A 19,456-nucleotide genomic window follows, 5' to 3' on the forward strand; every position below is an offset into this window, starting at 1 on the left:
ATGACGAGGGGGGACCGGTCAGGCAAACGCCATCGGCTTGAAGCGACGCCAGGCGCCGACGGTGAGCACGACGAAGAACACCAGCACGATGCCCTGCACCACCGCGAACACCGGACCCGACGGCGGCGCCGGCGGCACGGCAGGCGCGAGCGCGGCCAGCGTCGGCACCTTGAGGAACGACTGGATCACCAGCACGAAGCAGTTGAAATACAGCGAGATCATCGCGGTCACGATATAGACCGGACGCCAGACGCCGGCGAGCTTCATGCCGTAGAGCGCGACGCAGGCGATCGCGAGCAACAGCAGCGAGATGATGCCGATGATGTGCGACGGCAGCAGCTCCTTGAACGGAAACAGGAAGCCGGTGGCGCTGGTGAGGATGGTGAAAGCCAAGAAGATCGCGGTGAGGCCGGGCATCGGCTTCGAACCAAGCAGGCCGAACATCACGACGAGGCCGGCGGCGATGGCGATCAGGCTGATGATGACATGGACCATCGTGAAGGCGGGCAGGCTCAAGCCAAGGACCATGACATCTCTCCTACGCTCCATTGGGATTCAGGAGAGTAGTATTACGGCCCTCATGGGATTACCACCTGCGTTGTCGTCGCATGGATGTGCGAAGCCATGCGTCATCGTGCGAATCGACAAACGCATGGCTGAATTTTTTGCATCGCTGTCACAAAATGCGAGCAGCTTTCAACCAAAGTTGAGTCGAAGTCTCACACTTCCTTGGTGTCGAAGATCAAGAGGTCGGCGCCGCCGCTGGCGAATTTCGGCACGTCTGCGCCCGTCGCCTTGCCTTCCGGGCTGCCGAATGCCGCCTGGATATCGGCCACGCTGTCGAAGGTGAGAATGGCGACGAGATGGATTCCGGAAGGCCCGGTCGGGGATGCGACCGGTCCCTTGCTGACGGCGTACTTCTTCAGGCCGGGAAGTTTCTTGGCGAGCGGAATGTGCGTCTCGGCATAATACTTGTCGAAGGCGGCAGCATCCTTGGGCGTTTTGTAGAGCACGACAACTTCAGCCATTTAGTCCTCCCGTGTGGATCCTTGTTTTGTATCAACTTCTCATGGTGAGGAGGCGCGTGAGCGCCCCTGCGGGCGATGCTTGCGCATCGCCGCGCGAACCATGCAGGCCCGGCCATATCCGGGCCTGCATCCTTCGAGACGCCGCTTCGCGGCTCCTCAGGATGAGGGGATAGTCTGTAGTTGCCTGCACGATGGCAAGCCACATTCGACTTGCCATTCTCTTGACTTGTCGTTGCCTAAAGCGCCGGTTTTGCGGCGTCGCCGAGATAGCCGTGCAGGGAGGCCACGACCTGGGCACCCTCGCCGATGGCGCCGCCGACGCGTTTGACCGAGCCGGAGCGGACGTCGCCGACGGCATAGACGCCAGGCACCGAGGTCTCCAGCGGCGCCACGAGGCGGCCCTGGTTCTGCTCGGACTGCGCGCCGGTCACGACGAAGCCGCCGCGATCGAGCGTCACGCCGCAGCCGTCGAGCCAGGCGGTGGCGGGATCGGCGCCGACGAACAGAAACAGATTGCGGATGTCGGCGGAGTCCACGTCGTCCGACAGCCGGCTCTTCCAGTGGATGCGCCGCAGCAGCGAGGCCTCGTCGCCCTCGAGCGCGGTGATCTCGGTGTTGAACATCAATTCGATGTTCGGCGTCGCTTCGATGCGCTCGATGAGATAGCGCGACATGCTGGCCCCGAGCCCGCCGCCGCGGATGATCATCAGGACGCGCCTGGCGTGACCCGACAGGAACACGGCGGCTTGGCCTGCCGAATTGCCGGCACCGACCAGTGCGACCTCCTCGCCGGCGCAGAGCCGCGCCTCGACCGGCGAGGCCCAGTACCAGACGCCGCGTCCCTCGAACTTGTCGAGGTTCGCGATGTCAGGCCGGCGATAGCGCGCGCCGCTCGCGACCACCACCGCGCGCGAACGCAGGGGATCGCAGCCCTCGAGCGCCACCGAGAATGCGCCGTCCGTGCGCGTGCAGTCGAGCGACTTCACCGTGACGGGAATCATGATGTCGGCGCCGAATTTTTGCGCCTGGGTGAAGGCGCGCGCGGTCAGCGCCTGGCCGGAAATGCCGGTGGGAAAGCCCAGGTAGTTCTCGATGCGCGCGCTGGCGCCGGCCTGGCCGCCGAAGGCGCGGATGTCGAGCACGGCGACCGACAGCCCTTCCGACGCCGCGTACACGGCGGTGGCGAGCCCGGCCGGACCACAGCCGACGACGGCAACGTCGTAGATGCGATCATCCTTGGCGCCGCCGATCATGCCGATGGCGCGCGCAAGCTCGGTCTCGCTGGGATTGCGCAGCACCGTGCCATTGGCCGCGACGACCAGCGGCCAGTCCTCGGGCTTGGGCGAATAGCGCGCGATCACTTCGGCGGCGTCGCGATCGCGCTCGGGATCGAGCAGATGATGCGGCTGGCCGTTGCGGGTGAGAAAGCCCTGCAACCGCACCACGCCGGCCGAATGCGACGGCCCGATCAGCACCGGGCCGCCGATGCCGCCCTGGATCAGATTGACCCGGCGCAGAATCAGCGCGCGCATGATGCGCTCGCCGAGCTCGGCCTCGGCGACCAGCAGCGCGCGCAGCCGGTCCGGCGGCAGCAGCAGCGTCTCGACCTCGCCCTCGGCGCGGCCGTCGACCAGTGCCGGCTGGCCCGAGAGCTGGCTGAGCTCGGCCAGGAACTGCCCCGGCCCCTGGTCGATTATTGGCGTCACGTGACCGAGCCCGTCGCGCTGGGTGATGGCGACATGGCCTTTCAGCACCACGAACATGCCGGGCCCGGGCTTGCCGGTCTCGAACAGGAACTCGCCGTCCTCGTAGCTGCGGACCTCGCCGAAATGTCTGATCCGTTCGATCTCGGCCGGCGTCAGCGCTGGAAAAGTCTGTTCGGGGCGCGTGAACCGCGACATCGGCGCGTCACCATTGGTTGGTTGCCGTCCGTCCTGCCCCATCGTCATTCTCACCATTCCAATGTCTCACGTGCCGGCCTTCCCGGCGGTCCCCTCATTGAGGGAACCATCGTCGTTTGAGGAGGGCTCAGCGCCTGCGGCGCGTTCGCGCGCCTGCAGCTTCCGCCGCTTCAAATTTTCGCGCAGCGCCGATTTCAGCCGGTCGTCCCGGGACGTCTTCGCCTGGCGCGCGCTCTTCTCGTTCTCGTCGATCATTGGGAATCCGATACCGGCCATCGGCGATAACATGCCCAGAGATTGCGGCAGCTCAAGAGGTGCCTCGCGATCCGATCGTGCGAAACTCGAAATGGACCGAATCCGATCGCTTGGCCACCTGGCCAGTTGGTGGGGGATGAGCCGACCTCGAATCGCCGGAAAGCCGGCGGTTTCGAGCCAAAACGAGCATTTTGGCCCCGATATCGGCCCGATTTTCTCGTTTTGACGGGCCGAGCGAGCTTGCGCGGGAGGGGGGCTTGTGGCAGATATCGGCCCGCTTGGCAGGGGCCCTCGGGCGCCCGATTCTTCACCAGCACATGCTGCCGTAGCTCAGTGGTAGAGCACTCCATTGGTAATGGAGAGGTCGACAGTTCAATCCTGTCTGGCAGCACCATTCATCCTGCTGTGAACGTTGATTTTATCGAACATTCGGGCCTGCGCCAGGGTTATGGCCGCGGAACACCGCAGCGTGCTCACGCCACGGCGGGGCGGCGGACGGCCTCACCGCGCACCGGCAGCAACGCGGCACGGATCAGCCGCTGCGCCGGTTCTTCGAAATAGCGATAGGTGACATGCGACGCCAGCAGCGTGATGCCGATAAAGGTTGCGAAGAATGCGTCGTCGTAGAGCGGGATCGGGACCTGCATCAAGGAAAAGCCCAGCACCATCGCCAGCTGGATCGGGAAATGCAGCAGGTAACTTGAATAGGTCACGTTGCCGGCCGCCTCGACAATTCGTTGAAGCCGGACCGGCAAAACGATGTCGCGCGAGAGGCTATAGAGCAGCAGCGGCGTACAGATCAGAAGCAGCAGCAAGCCGATCGATCGCAGCTGGCCGCCCATCAGCCAATATCCGCAGACCACGGACACGACAGCGAGCCAGGCGGTGCCTTCGGCTGCCAGCGCATGAGCGGGCGAAGACTGCAAGGATTGGCGCGCCATCGCCGCGAGCCCGCCGACGTAAAAGTAGGTGAAGCAGTCCGCGATCTCTCCGGGAATCGTCAGGCTGATGGCGATCAGCGCCACATTGAGCCACCAGGAACGGGTCGCCAGCAGCAGCACGAAGAAGACAAAATAGACCAGCACTTCGACCGAGACCGACCAGATCGGACCGTTGAAACTCAGCGCATCCTGCGACGTCGCAGTGCCGGCCATCAGGAGCTGCAGCACGAAATGGGTGAGATCGTTGTTCTGATACACGAAAGACGATCCATGGAGCCCGATGTAGAGGGGCTGCAGCAGGGCCACGAGCAGAAGCGTAGCGAGGTGCAACGGGTAGAGCCGCGACAAGCGCAGGACGAAAAACTTCCAGCCGTCGAGCACCCGATCGGCGATCGCGTCGCGATACTTCCAAAAAAAGATGAAGCCGCTGATGCACCAGAAAACGCGGACTGCATAGGGCCCGCTCCCGTAGAACGGGGCGAGCAGCCAATAGAACGGCAGATGATCCTGGAGAAGCCCCACTTCCCTGTCGCCAATGAAGGCGAATTGGCGATAGTGAAACACCAGAATCGCGAACGCCGTCAGGAAGCGCAACAGCTCCAATCCGAGGAGCTTGTTCGCCCGGGCAGGAGCAACCGACGCTGTCAGCTCGCCCTGCATGCGACGGATGCTCCCTGCAGGACGGCTTGATTCCACAGCTGATAGCCGGCGGCGTTCAGATGCACCCCGTCGATCGTGTGCGGCACCGGCATGGGCGGCAGCGCCGCAAAGGTCGCGCCGCTACGGCTGGCGAGTTCAGGCAAGGCGGAATTATAGCTCTCGATCAGGCCCATCGCTTTCGTCTGCGCTTCGGCGGCCAGACGAGGTGAAACCTCGAGTGGGGGGACCGCCAGCACGACAATGCGGGCTTTCGTCGCCGACAGCTGCGCCATCAATGCGCTGTAGTTCGCCTTGAACTCCGCCAAATCGCGCGCAGCTCCGAGCGCGTCGTTGATACCCAGTGCCATCACGATCGCAGCGGCAGGTCTGCCGTCGAGCACATCCATCAACCAATTGCCCAGGTCGCTGGTCGTGGAGGCGCCGTCCAGGCCGGCATTGACGATGGCATGACCACAGAGCTCGCGCGGCAGCGCGGAGGCTTCGACCACGCTGTCACCGAGAACGATGATGGGATCGTCGACCCGGGCCAGCGTATAGTGAAGGATGACTTGACGGCTCCGCCGATGCGATTCGAAGAAGGCCTGCTTCTTGGCTACGGAGGCCCCGGCCGCAACAGCGCCGATCAGCACGACGGCAAGGCCGATAAGCATCCTGTTCATGTACCGGCTCGAAACGTACCCAGGTGTTGAACGTCGAAGTGCCGCGCTGCATCGACCAGAGTCATCGCCTGCTCCTCGACGTCAACGGCGCCAGGCAAGCGTGCCACACAAGATCACATCGCCGGCCCAATAAAATCCGCTCAAATTGATGCAAAATGGAATGAATGCGTGCATCTGTCTGGCAGCGCCATTCTCCTCGCGGCGACCACGCATGGATCGGCGTTCTCGCGGCCTGAAGCGCCCGAGTTTTGCTCTTCTCTTTCGCCCTCCTTTGTGAAGAGGGCGCAGGGAAGGCCGGGTGCCGGCTGGCACCCGCGGTCCGCTGCGCGAAAGAATTTGCACACGCAAATGCGCAGGCGGAAAACAGGTGGGCCGGAAAACACCCGGCCTTCCCTGCGCGATGGGTTGACGGCTTATGCCTGCTCTCCCCGGAGCCGAGTTCCTTCTGGCCTCCGTCACCTCGCGAAAACTGATGCACCGCGTCCGGTTGGCCGATGCATCTTCGCGAAAGCTTGGCTGTAGCAACGACAGCCAGGACGACATGGTTTTGCCGTACGCGACAGCCCGGCTTGGCCCAAAGGGCTTCGCCGGACACTGCGCCGTTCGTCGCACGGAGAAGGACCTCACGAGCTTCACCCGCCCCGGTCCTGCCTTGCCATGCCCGACGCAGCCGCGTCCACCGCAGCCCGGTCCACGTTCGTTGCGACGTACGATCGCCCCTCTCCCTGGGCCGGGATGGCGGGAATATGCCGTAATTCCGAATTTCGGTAAAGTGGAATATTTTTGCGGAAGGGGGTTGACGGAGGTTTGGGTGTTTTGCCCGACGGGTCCGCCCCTTTTGCAGGGCAATTGCAAATGAATGACACCGGGACTGTCTGCTTGCTCCGCCTCTCCCGCTTGCGGCAGAGGCCGACGCGCTCGCAGAGCGCGGCGGGTGAGGGCTCTCGCCGCGCAGGGACGTCTTCAGTTATTCTCAATAATCCCTGCGCGGAGACACCCTCTCCCCAACCCTCCCCCGCAAGCGGGGGGCTATCGCATATGGCGCTTTTGCGAGACCTGAGCGCGCGCCTCGTCCTTCGAGACGACCGCTTCGCGGTCTCCTCAGGATGAGGCTAAGCAGCATTGGTGCTCGTTGAAACTGGTGCCGCGCACCCGCATCCTCATCCTGAGGGCCCGCCAACGGCGGGCGTCTCGAAGGATGGCCACAGGCGAGATCGCTCCCATATGCGATTGCCCTCCCCCGCAAGCGGGGGAGAGAGCCCACTGCCGATGTCGCACTCAGCGAAACCCGTCAAAATCCTTCCGGGCTCTACCCATCCTACGCCCGACACGCGATCAACCGTCACTCGCCAGCCGCGCGGCGAACCGCTCGTCCGACCGGCGCAGCCGGCGGCACAGCTCGCGGTTGATGTTCTGCAGGACGATCACATAGGCGTGGATGTCGGTCTTGTAGCAGGCGTAGAGACTTTGGGCGGTCAGCTCGTACAGCACCGTCGGGACCTCCGCGACCACATTGGCCGAGCGGTTCTGCATTTCGATCAGCGTCATCTCGCCGAAGAAGTCGCCACGCTCGAGAACGGAAATCGGGATGACGCGTCCCGAGCTCGCCCGCTTGCTCACCGCGAGCCGGCCGGATTTGACGATGAACATCGATCGTCCCGGCTCGCCTTCCGCGACGATTGTAGCGCCGGGCTCGAAGCGGCGCTCGGCCAGCATCGACACCAGGAGGTCGAGGCCTGGGTCCGACAGGCCGCCGAAGAACGGCGTCGCGAGCAGGAACGCTTTCAGATCGGGGGCCGTGGCGTTCATGGCGCGAGGTTACGCCCCGTCACCATTCGGGACAAGCAGAGCGGCATGGCCCGGGCGTGATCCGGGGCCCTCGCCGCAGACGCGCTTGTCCCGGATTCTTCCATCCCGGCTACGGGCCTTCCCCGCGCAGCGTCCTCCGCTTTCGCCACACCTGCAGATCCATCATGACTTTCGCGGTCGCCGCGAGAACAGCAGCGCACAGTACGGCCTTCGAGAACGTCTCCATCGTTCCCTCGATCAGGAGGCAATGGACCACGCTGCCCACGACGATGATGATCGCAAGCGGCATGTGAATGAAGCGCCAGGTGCGCGGCCGCAGCTCTAACCGCCGGCGCAGCAGGGCCAGGAGCGCGACAATGAAGATCGCCCACATCGCGGTCACGCCAAACGGCGAGAACGGCGTCGGCGATGAATAGGTCAGCGCGTCGATCATGTCAGGCGGGCTGGTGATCCAGAGGCCGGCAACGTGGATCATTACGGCCAGCACCAGCGCGCCGCCGATCCAGTGATGGGCCCGCCGTCCGCGGTAGGCCGACAGCGGCGCCAGATATCCGCCGATCAGCAGCGGCTGCACCAGCACGAGACCGAGCGCGACGATCCCGGCGAATCCGGCGAGAATGTAGACCGGACCGCGCCAGGCGAGCTGCTCGCTGATCGCAGCCAGCGCGGTCGGCACGCCAATGACCAAGGCCAGGGCGATCCAGATCAGGATCACCCGTGCCGGTCTCCGTCCCGCCATCCCCGCGCCCGATCAGGCCGCCTGCAGCACGAAGTGCGCCTCGAGGCTGTTGTCCTTGGCGCTCCGCATCACCGGCCGCAGGAACACGGTTTTGAATTCGCCGCTGTCATAGGCGAGATGGCCATGCGGCTGGCCGAAGATCGGAATGATCTGCGGCATCTCGAGCCGGAACTTGCCGTCCTTGTCGGTGAGCGTGGCGCCGTGGCTCTGCGGCTCGTGCTCCTGGCCTTCGACCGTGTGCGCCCAGATCTGGATGCGCTGGCCGGCGAGCGGCGCGCCGTCGCCGGCGCGGCGCACGGTGCCGCTCATCCAGAAGCCGCCCTTGCCGATGCGATCGACGATCGCCGCGCCCTTGCGGTAATTGTTCGCCCCGCCCGACATCGATTCAGTGGGCGCGAGGCCGTTCGCACGGGCGGGTAACAGCAATCCGGAAACGCCGGTCGCGAAAACCCCGCTCGCCAGGACGGAGCCGCCGGCGACGAGCAGGCTGCGGCGGTTGAGTACGACCATGGTCATATCGGTTCCTCCTGGCAACCGTGCGATTGCCACGCCAAACTACAGCAACACGCGCAAAACGCCCAGTTGGGATGAAGGGCGCCTGAGGTCGCAATAACAGTGTTGTGAACGATAGCGTTGCAGCCCCAAACCGCGGGGGCAACGGCAGGTCCCGACACTACATGTGACGCCACAGACGCGCATCATCGCGCAGATCCTCCCGTTCAGGTGCCCCCCGCATGATCCCCTTCTCCGTGCTCGACCTCGCGCCAATTTGCCAGGGCGGCGATGCCGCGCAGGCGTTCCGCAATTCGCTCGACCTCGCCCGGCATGCGGAAGGCTGGGGCTACAAACGGTTCTGGCTCGCCGAGCATCACAACATGACGGGGATCGCCAGCGCGGCGACATCCGTGGTGATCGGCCACATCGCCGGCGGCACCAGGACGATCCGCGTCGGCTCCGGCGGCATCATGCTGCCGAACCATTCGCCGCTGGTGATCGCCGAGCAGTTCGGCACGCTGGAATCGCTCTACCCCGGACGGATCGATCTCGGGCTTGGGCGGGCGCCGGGCACCGACCAGTTCACCGCACGGGCGCTGCGGCGCGACCTCGCCACGGCCGCCGAGAACTTTCCGCAGGACGTTCTGGAGCTACAGGCGCTGCTCGGCGAGGTGCAGCCGAACCAGGCGATCCGCGCCGTGCCCGGCATGGGCACCAAGGTGCCGCTGTGGATCCTGGGCTCCAGCACCTTCGGCGCGCAGCTTGCGGCAATGCTCGGGCTGCCGTTCGCGTTCGCCTCGCATTTCGCGCCGCAGATGATGATGCCGGCGCTGCGCGAATATCGCGCGCGGTTCGAGCCGTCGGCGCAGCTCGCCAGGCCCTATGCGATGGTCGGCGTCAACGTGTTCGCGGCCGACAGCGACGCGGAGGCGCAGCGGATGTTCTCCTCGCTGCAGCAGCAGTTCATTAATCTGCGCCGCGGCACGCCCGGCCCGCTGCCGCCGCCGGTGGACGACATGGACGCGCTGTGGTCGCCGGCGGAGAAGGCCATGGTCGGCCAGTCGCTGTCCTGTTCCGCGGTCGGCTCGCCCGATGTGGTGGAAGAGAAATTGAAGGCGCTGATCCGCGAGACCGGCGCGGACGAATTGATCACCACCGGGCAGATCTACGACCACGATGCACGGCTGCGCTCGTTCGAGATCGCCGCCGAGGTGCGGGAGAGGTTGGCGTGAGTGGCACGCGGCCGATCGCGTTACGAGATAGGGCTCGGTGGCTGCGCCGAGTGAAGTGCGTTCCCTCCCCCCTTGTGGGGGAGGGTTAGGGAGAGGGGTAGCCCAGGCAAAGGTGCCGATCGCTTAACGACGCACCCAGGTCGGTGCGCAGCGGAGAGAATCCCCGTGTGGCACCCCCCTCCCTGCCCCTCCCCCACAAGGGGGGAGGGAACGGAGAGAGCACGGCTTGCCGCCGATTTCGACCTCAGCTCATGGCGCCTTCTAATCCGCAAACCCGAACAGCTTGGCCGGATTGTGCACCAGGATCTTCTCCAGCTCCGCCTGGTCCGGCGCGTAGCGGTACATCAGCTCGAGCAGATCGGCATCGTTCGGCGGCTGCTTCACCGAGACCGGGTGCGGCCAGTCGCTGGCCCAGACGCAGCGATCGACGGCTGCCTCGATATAGGCGCGCGCGATCGGGATCACGTCGTCGTAGGGCGCGCCGGCCTTCGAGGTCTTCTCGCCAAGCGACAGCATCACCCAGAAATTGCCCTTGCCGAGCAGCTCGAGCATCTTGCGCAAGTTGGGATCGCTCTTGCCGGCCTCCGGGTCAGGCCGGGCCATGTGGTCGATCAGCACGGGCACGTCGAGGTTCTCGTATTTGGCGACGCTCGACATGATGCCGTCCTTCTCGGGCTGGATCTTGACGTACCAGCCGAGCTCGCGGATGCGCGCGATCGCACGGGTGAAATCGGCATCCGACAGCACGGCGCCGAGCTCCTGGCGGAAGCTGAAGCGCGCGCCGCGCACGCCGGCATCATGCAGCCTGGAGAGGTACGCATCGCTTGCCTCGGCGAACACCAGCGCGTTGGCGCAGCCGCGATAGTTCGGGCCCATCGCTTTGAGCCCGTCGAGCACGACGGCATGATCGGCGCCGTAGGTCGTGGTCTGCACGATGATGCCGCGCTCGATGCCGAGCGTCTTGTGCATGCGCAGCGCCGCTTCCCAGGTCGCACTCGGCATCCGATAGGCCGCGCCGGGGCGTTCCGGATATTTCTCGATCGGGCCCAGCACGTGAAACTGGCTGTCGACGGTCTTTGGCGGCGGCGCCTTCACCGGCCGGCGCGGATTGGGATCGAACGGCAAATAGGTCGGCATGCAAGCGCTCCTTCAGTCGATCACGGCGGTGAAGTCGCACTGCACCAGCGCGCCGCCATCCATATGGTCCATCGGCAGCGCGTGGCGCGCCGGGCGCGAATGCTCGTCCGGGAACATCTTCAGCCACTCGACATTCACAGGTCCGCGGTTGCTGCGGTCCTTCAGCCAGACCGTCATCTTGATGATGTCATCGGTGCTGCCGCCGGCGGCTTCCACCGTCGCCCTCATATGCGCGAACATGTTGGCGCATTGCGCCTCGAGGCTCTCCGGCATCGTATTGGTCGCGGGGTCGCGGCCGAGGATGACGCCCGACATCACGAGATTGCCGATGCGGCAGGCGTTCGGAATCGGATTGACGTGCTTGAAGCCGCCGATGTGAATGCTTTTGCGCCGCTTTTGACTTGTCATGGTGCGCTCCCTCTTATTGTTGGTTCAGACGAACTGGCACGACACCGAGCCGAACGGGCCGTAGTCGGCGTGGAACGTGTCGCCGCGACGGATATCGACAGGCCGCGTGAACGATCCCGCCAGCACCACTTCGCCGGCGGCGAGATGCTCGTCATGCGGCGCGAGGCGGTTGGCGAGCCAGGCGATGCCGTTGGCGGGATGATTGAGCACGCCGGCGGCAAGCCCGGTCTCCTCGACCTCGCCGTTGCGGAACAGCAGCGCGCCGATCCAGCGCAGATCGGCATCCATCGGGCGGATCGGCCGGCCGCCGAGCACCAGCGCGGCATTGGCCGCATTGTCCGAGATCGTGTCCATGACCTTGCGGGTCTTGCCGGTCTCGGGATCGACGCGGTGCATGCGCGTCTCCAGGATCTCCAGCGCGGGCGTGACGTAGTCGGTGGCGTTGAGCACGTCGAAGATGGTGCAGTCGGGCCCGCGCAGCGGCGCCTTCAGCACGAAGGCGAGCTCGACCTCGATGCGCGGTGCGTGGAAGCGATCGAACGGGATCGGCGTCGCATCGGCATAGAACATGTCGGCGAACAGCACGCCGTAGTCCGGCTCGGAAATGCCGACCGCGTTCTGCATCGCCTTCGAGGTCAGGCCGATCTTGTGGCCCTTGACGATGCGGCCGCGGCCGAGCTGAAGCCTGGTCCAGGCGCGCTGGACGGCGTAGGCATCCTCGATGCTGAAATCCGGATAGTCCTTCGTGAACATCGGAATCAACGTCTTGCTGCGCTCGGCCTCATCTAAGCGCGCGGCCAGGCGTTCGATCGTCGCAGTGTCCAGCATGATCTAGCTCTCCGCGGCGACCTTGTTGCGCAGCACGCCGATGCGGCTCGACTCGACCTCAACCACGTCGCCGACCTTCAGCCAGCGCGGCGGATCGAAGCGCGCGCCTGCCCCGGTCGGCGTGCCCGTGACGATCATGTCGCCGGGCTTGAGCGTCGCAAAGGTGGAGAGGTAGGAGATCAGGACATCGAACGGGAACATCAGCCGCTCGGTCGTGTCCTGCTGCCGCACCTCGCCGTTGACGCGCGTGACGATGTCGTGCGGTCCGCGCGGGTCGAGCTCGTCCGACGTGACGATCCACGGGCCGATGCTGCCGGAACGGTCGAAATTCTTGCCCTGCGTGACGTTGAACTTGCCGTGGCGCAGCCAGTCGCGGATCGTGCCCTCGTTGCACAGCGTCATGCCGAAGATGTGCGACCACGCCTGCTCGCGCGGGATGTGACGACCGCCCTGCCCGATCACGATGACGAGCTCGCCCTCATAGTCGAGCTGCTCCGAGACCTTCGGCTTCTCCAGCGGCTGGCCGGAGCCGGTCATCGACGACATGCTGCGCACGAACAGGCTGGGATATTTGGGCAGGTCCGAATTGTCCCTGTATTCGGCGTTGCGCTCGGCGTAGTTGACGCCGATGCACCAGAGCTTTTCCGGCGCCAGCACCGGCGGGAGCAGGACGAGCTGGTCCAGCGCGTAGTCGGGCGTTTGCCCGGCGATGGCTTCCTGCGCGTCGGAAAGCGCGTTGGCCGCGATCAGCGCCTTGACGTCGGAATAGTCGCGGCCGATCCGCTTGGTGAGATCGACGACGCCGCCTTCGACGGCCGCGCCGTAACGCGGCGCTCCATCCACCAGATAGCTCAGGAGTCGCATTGTAATTCCTCCGATGATGTCGAGGCAGCCTGGCCGGCGACCGGCCCGCGCGCTCAGTCCTTCGATTTGGGCGTCTGGAACACCGTGTTCAGCGTCACGATCTCGCCGAGACGGGCGTAGCGGGGACCGCCGATGCGCGCGATCGGATCGAGCGCCCTGGTTTCGACCTTGCCGTCGTTCACGAGGCCGTCGCGCAGATGGAACATCACGACCTCGCCGACGATCAGCCGGCTCTTGGCATCGCCGAACTCCAGGCATTGCCGGAAGCGGCATTCCATCGCGACCGGCGCGGCAGCGAGCCGCCGCACCTTGATGCACTCGCAGGGCAGCGTCTCCAGGCCGAGATGCTCGACCTCGCTGATCTCTGGCGGATGCTCGACCGACGAATCGTGCACCGCCGACATCAGCGGGGTATCGGCGATGTGGATGACGTATTCCTCGGTGTCGAGGATGTTGTGCGCGGTGTCCTTGTAATCGGCGCCCTTGCGGCCGACGCTGATGGCGAGCATCGGCGGCTTCTGCGAGACAAAGGTGAAGGCGCTGAACGGGGCGAGGTTGAGCACGCCCTTGCTCGACAGGCTCGTGACCCAGGCGATCGGGCGCGGCACCACGATGCCGGTCATCAGCCGGTAGATGCGCTCGGCGCCGAGCTCGCTGGGATCGATCCGCATCGGTCAGTCCGCCCTGATGTTGGCCTTGCGCACGACCGGAATCCACTTGGCGTCCTCGCGCTCGAGATAGGCCTTGAATTCGTCCGGCGTCATCGGCGTGGCTTCGCCGCCGAGCTTTTCGAACTTGTCGACCACGCCAGGGTCTTTCAGGATCGCAACCAGCGTCTCGTGCAGTTTGTCGATGACGGGCGCGGGCGTGCCCGCCGGTGCGAACAGGCCGGTAAAGGTCTGGCCGTCGAAATCCTTGTAACCGAGCTCGGCGAAGGTCGGCACGTCGGGCAGCGATTTCAGTCGATGCGGGCTGGTGACGGCCAGTGCGCGGAACAGGCCGGCCTTGATGTGCTGCAGGCTGACCGTGAGCTGGTCGAACGCGAACTGCACCTGCCCGCCGAGCAGGTCGTTGATCGCCGGCGCATTGCCGCGATAATGCGCGGTGACCCATTGCAGCTCGAGGTTCGACTGCATCAGCTCGCTGAGCAGATGGTTGGTGGTGCCGGGGCCGGGCGAGGCCATGGTCAGCTTGCCGGGCTCGCGCTTGGCGAGATCGATGAATTCCTTGAAGGTCGTTGCCTGCACCGACGGATGCACTTCGAGCACCAGCGGCGTCATCGAGATGGTCGAGATCGGCAGGAAGTCCTTCTTCCAATTATAGGCCTCGCGCTTGTTGATCTCGGTCGCGAACAGCACCGGACCGTTGGCGCCGACGAACAGCGTGTAGCCGTCGGGCGCGGACTTGGCGAAGGCCTCGCCCGCGATCATGCCGCCGGCGCCGGCCTTGTTCTCGATGATGAAAGGCTGGCCGAGCTTTTCCTGCAGCTTGTCGGCGACGATGCGCGCGGCGCTGTCGACATTGCCGCCGGCGGGATAAGGCACGATCAGCTTGACGCTGCGTGCCGGCCATTGCTGGCCCGATGCGGGCCCCGCCAGCATCGCAGTGACGGCGGCTATGGCAATCCAGATTAATCTCATGTTAACCTCCCGGCAGCGCTTCAATTCCATGTCGAGTGCCCCGCAAGGCAATTCGATTCGGCTGCAATCTCCAGATGCGCGCTTTACCTGTCGAGTGAATTGTGGCGTTGTTGTCCATATTATGGACAGAACCAAGATCGCTCGCAACGCGGCAACACCGCGGCAGGGCGCGCAGGCGATCCGGCGCGCGCTCGCCGTGCTGCGCATTCTTGCCGCCGGCCGAGAGGCCGGTGTGCCATTGGCAGAGGTCGTGCAGGCGACCGGCCTCACCCGCCCGACCGTGCATCGCATCGTCCACGTGCTGATCGAGGAAGGCATCGTCGAGCGGAACGCGCGCAGCGGCCGCTACGCGATCGGCAACCAGGTGCCGGAGCTGGCGCTGGCGCGGCCGCGCCCCTCGCGGCTGCTGGTCGCCGCCAATCCGTCGCTGCGGCGGGCCTCCGCCGAGATCGGCGACACGCTGTTCCTGACCGTGCGCACCGGCAACGACACGCTGTGCGTCGATCGCCGGATCGGCGTCTATCCGATCCAGGTGCTGTCGATCGAGGTCGGCGCGCGCCGGCCGCTCGGCGTCTCCAGCGCGGGCGTCGCCATCCTCGCCGCGATGCCGGCGCCGGAGGCGCGAAAGATCGTCGCGGCCAACGAGAAGCGGTTCGAGGCTTACCGGACCGATACGGCGACGGTCCTCGGCGAGATCACCGCCGCGCGGCGGCTGGGATACGGCATGAGAGAGATCGGCCTCGTGCAGGGCACGAAGTCGATCTCGACCTGGATCAAGACCCCGGACGGCCGCCCCGCCGCAGCCATGACCGTCTCCGCGGTGCGAACGCGGCTCGGCCCAAGGCGCGAGCAGGAGGTCGCGGAGATCCTGTTGCGGGAGGCGCAGATCATCGAGCAGGCGATCGGGGGTTGAGCATAGCAGACTGACGCGCGGGCAGTAATTCTTCGCCTCTCCCCGCTTGCGGGGAGAGGCCGGAATTTGCGGAGCAAGTTCCGGGTGAGGGGGCTCGCCGCGAGTCCAACTCTCACCGTCCCCGCGGAGACTCCCCCTCACCCCAACCCTCTCCCCGCAAGCGGGGCGAGGGAGCGCACCGCCGCTACGGCTGCAACTCGCGTCACAGGTAGGCGCTGCACGCCGCCATCCAACGCTGTCAATGGGCTGACGTGGCGCGCGATTCTGTGGCACAACGCCCCCACCGCCGACCGACCCAACGAGGCCATGCATGCCCGCGCCCAAACCGCCTGCCTTCGAGACCCTGAGCCTGCATGCGGGCCAGCATCCGGATCCCGTGACCGGCGCCCGCGCGGTGCCGATCTATCAGACCACGTCCTATGTGTTCCAGGATTCCGACCACGCCGCTGCACTGTTCAATCTCGAGCGCGCCGGCCACATCTATACGCGTATCTCCAATCCGACCACCGGCGTGCTGGAGGAGCGGCTCGCCGCGCTCGAAGGCGGCGTCGGTGCGATCTGCACCGCGAGCGGCATGGCCGCGCTGCATCTGGCGATCGCGACGCTGCTCAATGCCGGCGACCACATCGTGGCGTCGAGCTCGCTCTATGGCGGCACCATCAACCTTTTGGCGCATACGCTGCCGCGCTTCGGCATCACGACCACGTTCGTCAAGCCGCGCGACCTCGACGCGTTCCGCAGCGCCATCAAGCCGAACACGAAACTCGTGATCGGCGAGACCATCGGCAATCCCGGGCTGGAAGTGCTCGACATCCCCAAGGTCGCGCAGATCGCGCATGACGCGAAGATTCCGCTGCTGATCGACAACACCTTCGCCACGCCCTATCTCAGCCGGCCGATCGAGCTCGGCGCCGACATCGTCATGCATTCGGCGACCAAATGGATCGGCGGCCACGGCATCGCGATCGGCGGCGCGATCATTGACGGCGGCCGCTTCGACTGGCGCTCTTCCGGAAAGTTCGGCGTGCTGACCGAGCCCTATGGCGGCTATCACGGCATCGTCTTCGACGAGCAATTCGGCACGGCGGCCTTCATCATGCGCGCCCGGACCGAAGGCCTGCGCGATTTCGGCGCCTGCCTGTCGCCGACCAACGCATTCCAGCTGCTGCAGGGCATCGAGACATTGGGCGTGCGCATGGACCGCCACATGCAAAACACCCACCTCGTGCTGGAAGCATTGAAGTCCAACAAGGCGGTCGACTGGGTGCTGCATCCCTCGCTGGAGACGCACACGGATTATCAGCTCGCCAAGCAGCTCCTGCCGCGCGGCGCCGGCTCGATCATCTCCTTCGGCATCAAGGGCGGACGGCCCGCCGGGCGCAAATTCATCGAGAGCCTGCGCATGATCAGCCATCTCGCCAATGTCGGCGACGCCAAGACGCTGGTGATCCACCCGGCCTCGACCACGCATCAGCAGATGGACGCCGAACAGCTCAGGGACGCCGGCATCGGCGAGGAGCTGGTGCGGCTCTCGGTCGGCATCGAGACCGCGAGCGACATCATCGACGATCTGGCGCAGGCGCTGCGCATCTCGCAAAAGGTCTGACACCATGAAGCTCTCCGTCAACGGCGCTGATGTGTTCGTCGCAACCGGCGGCCGCGACTTCGACAAGTCCTTGCCTGCGGTCGTGTTTATCCATGGCGCCGGCTTTGATCATTCGACCTGGGCGCTGCATACGCGCTGGTTCGCTCATCACGGCTTTGCCGTGCTGGCGCCTGATCTGCCCGGGCACGGCCGCTCGGCAGGGCCTTCGCTCGGCAGCATCGCGGAGATGGCGGATTGGACCGCGGCGCTGCTCGATGCGGCAGGAAGCGCAAAGGCGCATCTGATCGGCCATTCCATGGGATCGCTGATCTCGCTGGAGACGGCGGCCCGGCATCCCGACAAGATCTCCGCGCTGAGCCTGATCGGCACCGCCGCGACCATGACGGTCGGCCCGGATCTGCTGAAGGCCGCCGAAGCCAACTCGCAGGATGCCAACGACATGGTCGCGATCTGGGGCCTCGGCTTCAACGCCGAGCTCGGCGGCAGCCTCGCGCCGGGCCTGTGGATGCATGGCGGCGCGCAGGCGGTGCTGAAGGCGTGCGAGCCTGGCGTCCTGTTCAGGGATCTGTCGGCCTGCAATTCCTATACGAATGCGCTTCAAGCCGCGGCGAGCGTCAAGGTGCCGACAACGTTGATCCTGGGCGAGCGGGACATGATGACGCCGGCGAAAGCCGGCAAGGCGCTCGCCGCGGCGATCCCGCATGCGAAGACCGTGGTTGTGCCGGGCGCGGGGCACATGATCATGGCCGAGCGTCCGGATGAATTGCTGACGGCCTTGCGGAACTGAAAAGGATCAATCGTCCGCGTCGTGCGTTCGGTCGGATATCCCTGTGACTCCAAAGGGGAACTCGACCATGCCAAGACAAGAGATCATTCGTAAAGCGAGGCAGGACAAGCGCGCCGGAAAGTCGCCGAGCACGCAGGCCGGCGAATTCGTCAAGGACGAGATCGACAGGATCCGCAAAGGCAAGCACGGCGCCCGCTCGACGAAACAGGCCATCGCGATCGGCCTCTCCGAGGCACGCCGCGCCGGCGTCGACCTGCCGCCACCGCGCAAGGGACGCACCAAAAAGGCGACGCGCCGCAGCGCCCAATATGCCTATGAGGTCGGTCAGGGCAAGCGCACCGCGAAACGCCGCCCGAAGGTATCGCGCGCGGTCGAAGGCGTGTTGAAGAAGGAGCCGCGCTCGACCGCATCGCGCAGCGCGCTGTCGAAACAGGGCAAGCGCGCCGCGAGCCGGCGATCCGCAGCATCGCGTTCAGCCGCGGCACGGAAGGCCAGCCGGACCAAGGGCGCCAAGGTCCGCTCCGCCGCGGCAAAGAAGGCGGCACGCACCAGGGCGCGCCGCAGGAGTTGATCAGTCGCGCTGCTTCAGGAGCCCGGCGTCCATTTCCAGACGATGTCGGACACGTTGACCGGCTTCGGGATGAGGCCGAGCTTTGCAAAGCGGTCGGCAACCGCTTGCTGCGTCTTGATCACCTCCGCGTCGAGCGGCACCACGCTGTAGGTCGAGCGATTGACGAAGCGGCGGACAGCCTCGATGTCCACGCCCGTTGCCTCGGACTGCGCCTGCGCGACCTCCTCGTGATGCGTCTCTGCCCACACGCCTTCGGAGGCGAAGCTGGCGTTGAGCTTGGCGACCAGCGAGGGATACCTTTCGACGAAATCCGTGTTGGCGATGTAATAGCCGTTCGGTTTGTGGACATCCTTGTCGAAGGCGAGAACGCGCGCGTTCTCCTTCAATTCCGCGAGCGCCAGATAGGGATCCCAGATCGACCAGGCCTCGACCGAGCCCTTCACGAAGGCCGCTGTTGCGTCCGCCGGCGCGAGCGGCGCCGGTGTGATGTCGGACCAGGACAGGCCGGCCTTCTCAAGCGAGGCAACGAGGAGATTATGCGCACTGGATCCCTTGCCGAAGGCGACGCGCTTGCCTTTGAGATCAGCGAGCGTCTTGATCGGTGAATCCTTCGGCACGACGATCGCCTGTGTGTTGCCTTCCGATTTCACCGCGGCCACGTAGCGAATCTTGGCGCCGCCGGCCTGCGCGAAGATCGGCGGCGTATCGCCAACGAAGCCGAAATCGACGCTGCCGACATTGATCGCCTCCAGCAGCGGTGGACCGAACTGGAAGTCGATCCACTTGATCTCGATACCGAGCGGCTTGAAGGCGTTCTCAAGCGTCTGGCGCTGGCGCACAGCCGGAAAGAACCCGCCCTTCTGCGTGCCGATGCGGATTTCCGCCGGTTTGTCTGCGGCGCGCACGGGGGCGACGACGGCGGTAGCGATGAGCAGCGCTGCGGTCAGGATATGTCGTCGTGGAATCATGTTGCGGTCCTTTCG

Annotated in this window: 21 protein-coding genes and 1 tRNA gene; 6 read left to right on the forward strand and 16 right to left on the reverse strand. The window is 65.4% G+C overall.

Translation table 11 applies throughout. The features are described from left to right. Positions 1 to 18: 18 nt before the first annotated feature. The 4 genes from E4K64_RS17365 to E4K64_RS17380 all read right to left on the reverse strand — a co-directional run bounded on the left by E4K64_RS17365 (position 19) and on the right by E4K64_RS17380 (position 3,184). Positions 19 to 528: a hypothetical protein gene (locus E4K64_RS17365; protein WP_167772078.1), complete on the reverse strand. Its 510-nt coding sequence runs from the start codon at positions 526 to 528 to the stop codon at positions 19 to 21. A gap of 191 nt (positions 529 to 719) precedes the next feature. Beyond that, entirely contained in the window at positions 720 to 1,028 is a 309-nt protein-coding gene (locus tag E4K64_RS17370; protein WP_126260320.1) for an EthD family reductase, read from the reverse strand. A gap of 236 nt (positions 1,029 to 1,264) precedes the next feature. Continuing rightward, positions 1,265 to 2,971: an FAD-dependent oxidoreductase gene (locus E4K64_RS17375; protein ID WP_135164767.1), complete on the reverse strand. Its 1,707-nt coding sequence runs from the start codon at positions 2,969 to 2,971 to the stop codon at positions 1,265 to 1,267. A gap of 24 nt (positions 2,972 to 2,995) precedes the next feature. Continuing rightward, complete coding sequence (locus tag E4K64_RS17380) at positions 2,996 to 3,184, reverse strand: hypothetical protein (RefSeq protein ID WP_135164600.1); 189 nt, start codon at positions 3,182 to 3,184, stop codon at positions 2,996 to 2,998. Positions 3,185 to 3,503: 319 nt separating this feature from the next. Between E4K64_RS17380 and E4K64_RS17385 the strand changes: the two genes are divergently transcribed. Next, positions 3,504 to 3,578 (forward strand) — tRNA-Thr (locus tag E4K64_RS17385). 79 nt (positions 3,579 to 3,657) lie between these two features. On the opposite strand, the gene E4K64_RS17390 is transcribed toward E4K64_RS17385, so the two are convergent. The 5 genes from E4K64_RS17390 to E4K64_RS17415 all read right to left on the reverse strand — a co-directional run bounded on the left by E4K64_RS17390 (position 3,658) and on the right by E4K64_RS17415 (position 8,508). After that, positions 3,658 to 4,785: an acyltransferase family protein gene (locus E4K64_RS17390; protein WP_135164601.1), complete on the reverse strand. Its 1,128-nt coding sequence runs from the start codon at positions 4,783 to 4,785 to the stop codon at positions 3,658 to 3,660. Continuing rightward, positions 4,770 to 5,435, reverse strand: coding sequence for an SGNH/GDSL hydrolase family protein (locus tag E4K64_RS17395; protein WP_167772079.1), 666 nt, complete (start codon positions 5,433 to 5,435; stop codon positions 4,770 to 4,772). Before E4K64_RS17395 ends, E4K64_RS17390 begins: the two co-directional genes overlap by 16 nt. Positions 5,436 to 6,779: 1,344 nt before the next feature. After that, positions 6,780 to 7,253 (reverse strand): cyclic nucleotide-binding domain-containing protein, encoded by a 474-nt coding sequence (locus E4K64_RS17405; RefSeq protein WP_135164603.1) that lies wholly within the window; start codon positions 7,251 to 7,253, stop codon positions 6,780 to 6,782. Between the two features lie 109 nt (positions 7,254 to 7,362). After that, on the reverse strand, positions 7,363 to 7,992 hold the full coding sequence (locus E4K64_RS17410) for a ferric reductase-like transmembrane domain-containing protein (RefSeq protein ID WP_135164604.1): 630 nt from the start codon (positions 7,990 to 7,992) through the stop codon (positions 7,363 to 7,365). A 12-nt stretch (positions 7,993 to 8,004) separates the two neighbouring features. Continuing rightward, positions 8,005 to 8,508 (reverse strand): peptidase associated/transthyretin-like domain-containing protein, encoded by a 504-nt coding sequence (locus E4K64_RS17415; protein WP_135164605.1) that lies wholly within the window; start codon positions 8,506 to 8,508, stop codon positions 8,005 to 8,007. A 218-nt stretch (positions 8,509 to 8,726) separates the two neighbouring features. Between E4K64_RS17415 and E4K64_RS17420 the strand changes: the two genes are divergently transcribed. Then, a complete protein-coding gene (locus tag E4K64_RS17420) occupies positions 8,727 to 9,719 on the forward strand; it encodes an LLM class flavin-dependent oxidoreductase (protein ID WP_135164606.1) in 993 nt (330 codons plus the stop codon). A gap of 261 nt (positions 9,720 to 9,980) precedes the next feature. Here the strand turns inward: E4K64_RS17420 and E4K64_RS17430 are convergent, their stop codons facing one another. The 6 genes from E4K64_RS17430 to E4K64_RS17455 are packed head-to-tail and all read right to left on the reverse strand — an operon-like array spanning position 9,981 to position 14,596. After that, a complete protein-coding gene (locus E4K64_RS17430; protein WP_135164608.1) occupies positions 9,981 to 10,856 on the reverse strand; it encodes an amidohydrolase family protein in 876 nt (291 codons plus the stop codon). 12 nt (positions 10,857 to 10,868) lie between these two features. Next, positions 10,869 to 11,264, reverse strand: a complete 396-nt coding sequence (locus E4K64_RS17435; RefSeq protein WP_135164609.1) for a RidA family protein — start codon at positions 11,262 to 11,264, stop codon at positions 10,869 to 10,871. 24 nt (positions 11,265 to 11,288) lie between these two features. Then, a complete protein-coding gene (gene hpaH, locus E4K64_RS17440) occupies positions 11,289 to 12,092 on the reverse strand; it encodes a 2-oxo-hept-4-ene-1,7-dioate hydratase (RefSeq protein ID WP_135164610.1) in 804 nt (267 codons plus the stop codon). A gap of 3 nt (positions 12,093 to 12,095) precedes the next feature. Beyond that, complete coding sequence (locus tag E4K64_RS17445; protein ID WP_135164611.1) at positions 12,096 to 12,956, reverse strand: fumarylacetoacetate hydrolase family protein; 861 nt, start codon at positions 12,954 to 12,956, stop codon at positions 12,096 to 12,098. Between the two features lie 53 nt (positions 12,957 to 13,009). Beyond that, positions 13,010 to 13,627 (reverse strand): flavin reductase family protein, encoded by a 618-nt coding sequence (locus E4K64_RS17450; RefSeq protein WP_135164612.1) that lies wholly within the window; start codon positions 13,625 to 13,627, stop codon positions 13,010 to 13,012. 3 nt (positions 13,628 to 13,630) lie between these two features. Next, positions 13,631 to 14,596 (reverse strand): Bug family tripartite tricarboxylate transporter substrate binding protein, encoded by a 966-nt coding sequence (locus E4K64_RS17455; protein ID WP_135164613.1) that lies wholly within the window; start codon positions 14,594 to 14,596, stop codon positions 13,631 to 13,633. A gap of 121 nt (positions 14,597 to 14,717) precedes the next feature. On the opposite strand from E4K64_RS17455, the gene E4K64_RS17460 reads away from it, so the two are divergent. From E4K64_RS17460 to E4K64_RS17475, 4 genes are all read left to right on the forward strand, one after another. Continuing rightward, positions 14,718 to 15,509 (forward strand): IclR family transcriptional regulator, encoded by a 792-nt coding sequence (locus E4K64_RS17460; protein ID WP_167772080.1) that lies wholly within the window; start codon positions 14,718 to 14,720, stop codon positions 15,507 to 15,509. 310 nt (positions 15,510 to 15,819) lie between these two features. After that, positions 15,820 to 17,115 carry an O-acetylhomoserine aminocarboxypropyltransferase gene (locus tag E4K64_RS17465; protein WP_135164615.1) on the forward strand — a complete coding sequence of 432 codons (1,296 nt, stop codon included), beginning with the start codon at positions 15,820 to 15,822 and terminating at the stop codon, positions 17,113 to 17,115. A gap of 4 nt (positions 17,116 to 17,119) precedes the next feature. Then, positions 17,120 to 17,902 carry an alpha/beta fold hydrolase gene (locus tag E4K64_RS17470; RefSeq protein ID WP_135164616.1) on the forward strand — a complete coding sequence of 261 codons (783 nt, stop codon included), beginning with the start codon at positions 17,120 to 17,122 and terminating at the stop codon, positions 17,900 to 17,902. A gap of 67 nt (positions 17,903 to 17,969) precedes the next feature. Next, positions 17,970 to 18,473 carry a DUF6496 domain-containing protein gene (locus tag E4K64_RS17475; protein ID WP_135164617.1) on the forward strand — a complete coding sequence of 168 codons (504 nt, stop codon included), beginning with the start codon at positions 17,970 to 17,972 and terminating at the stop codon, positions 18,471 to 18,473. A 14-nt stretch (positions 18,474 to 18,487) separates the two neighbouring features. On the opposite strand, the gene E4K64_RS17480 is transcribed toward E4K64_RS17475, so the two are convergent. Further along, on the reverse strand, positions 18,488 to 19,441 hold the full coding sequence (locus E4K64_RS17480; protein WP_135164618.1) for an aliphatic sulfonate ABC transporter substrate-binding protein: 954 nt from the start codon (positions 19,439 to 19,441) through the stop codon (positions 18,488 to 18,490). Between the last annotated feature and the right edge of the window lie 15 nt (positions 19,442 to 19,456).

The organism is Bradyrhizobium frederickii, from assembly GCF_004570865.1.
Lineage (GTDB): Bacteria > Pseudomonadota > Alphaproteobacteria > Rhizobiales > Xanthobacteraceae > Bradyrhizobium > Bradyrhizobium frederickii.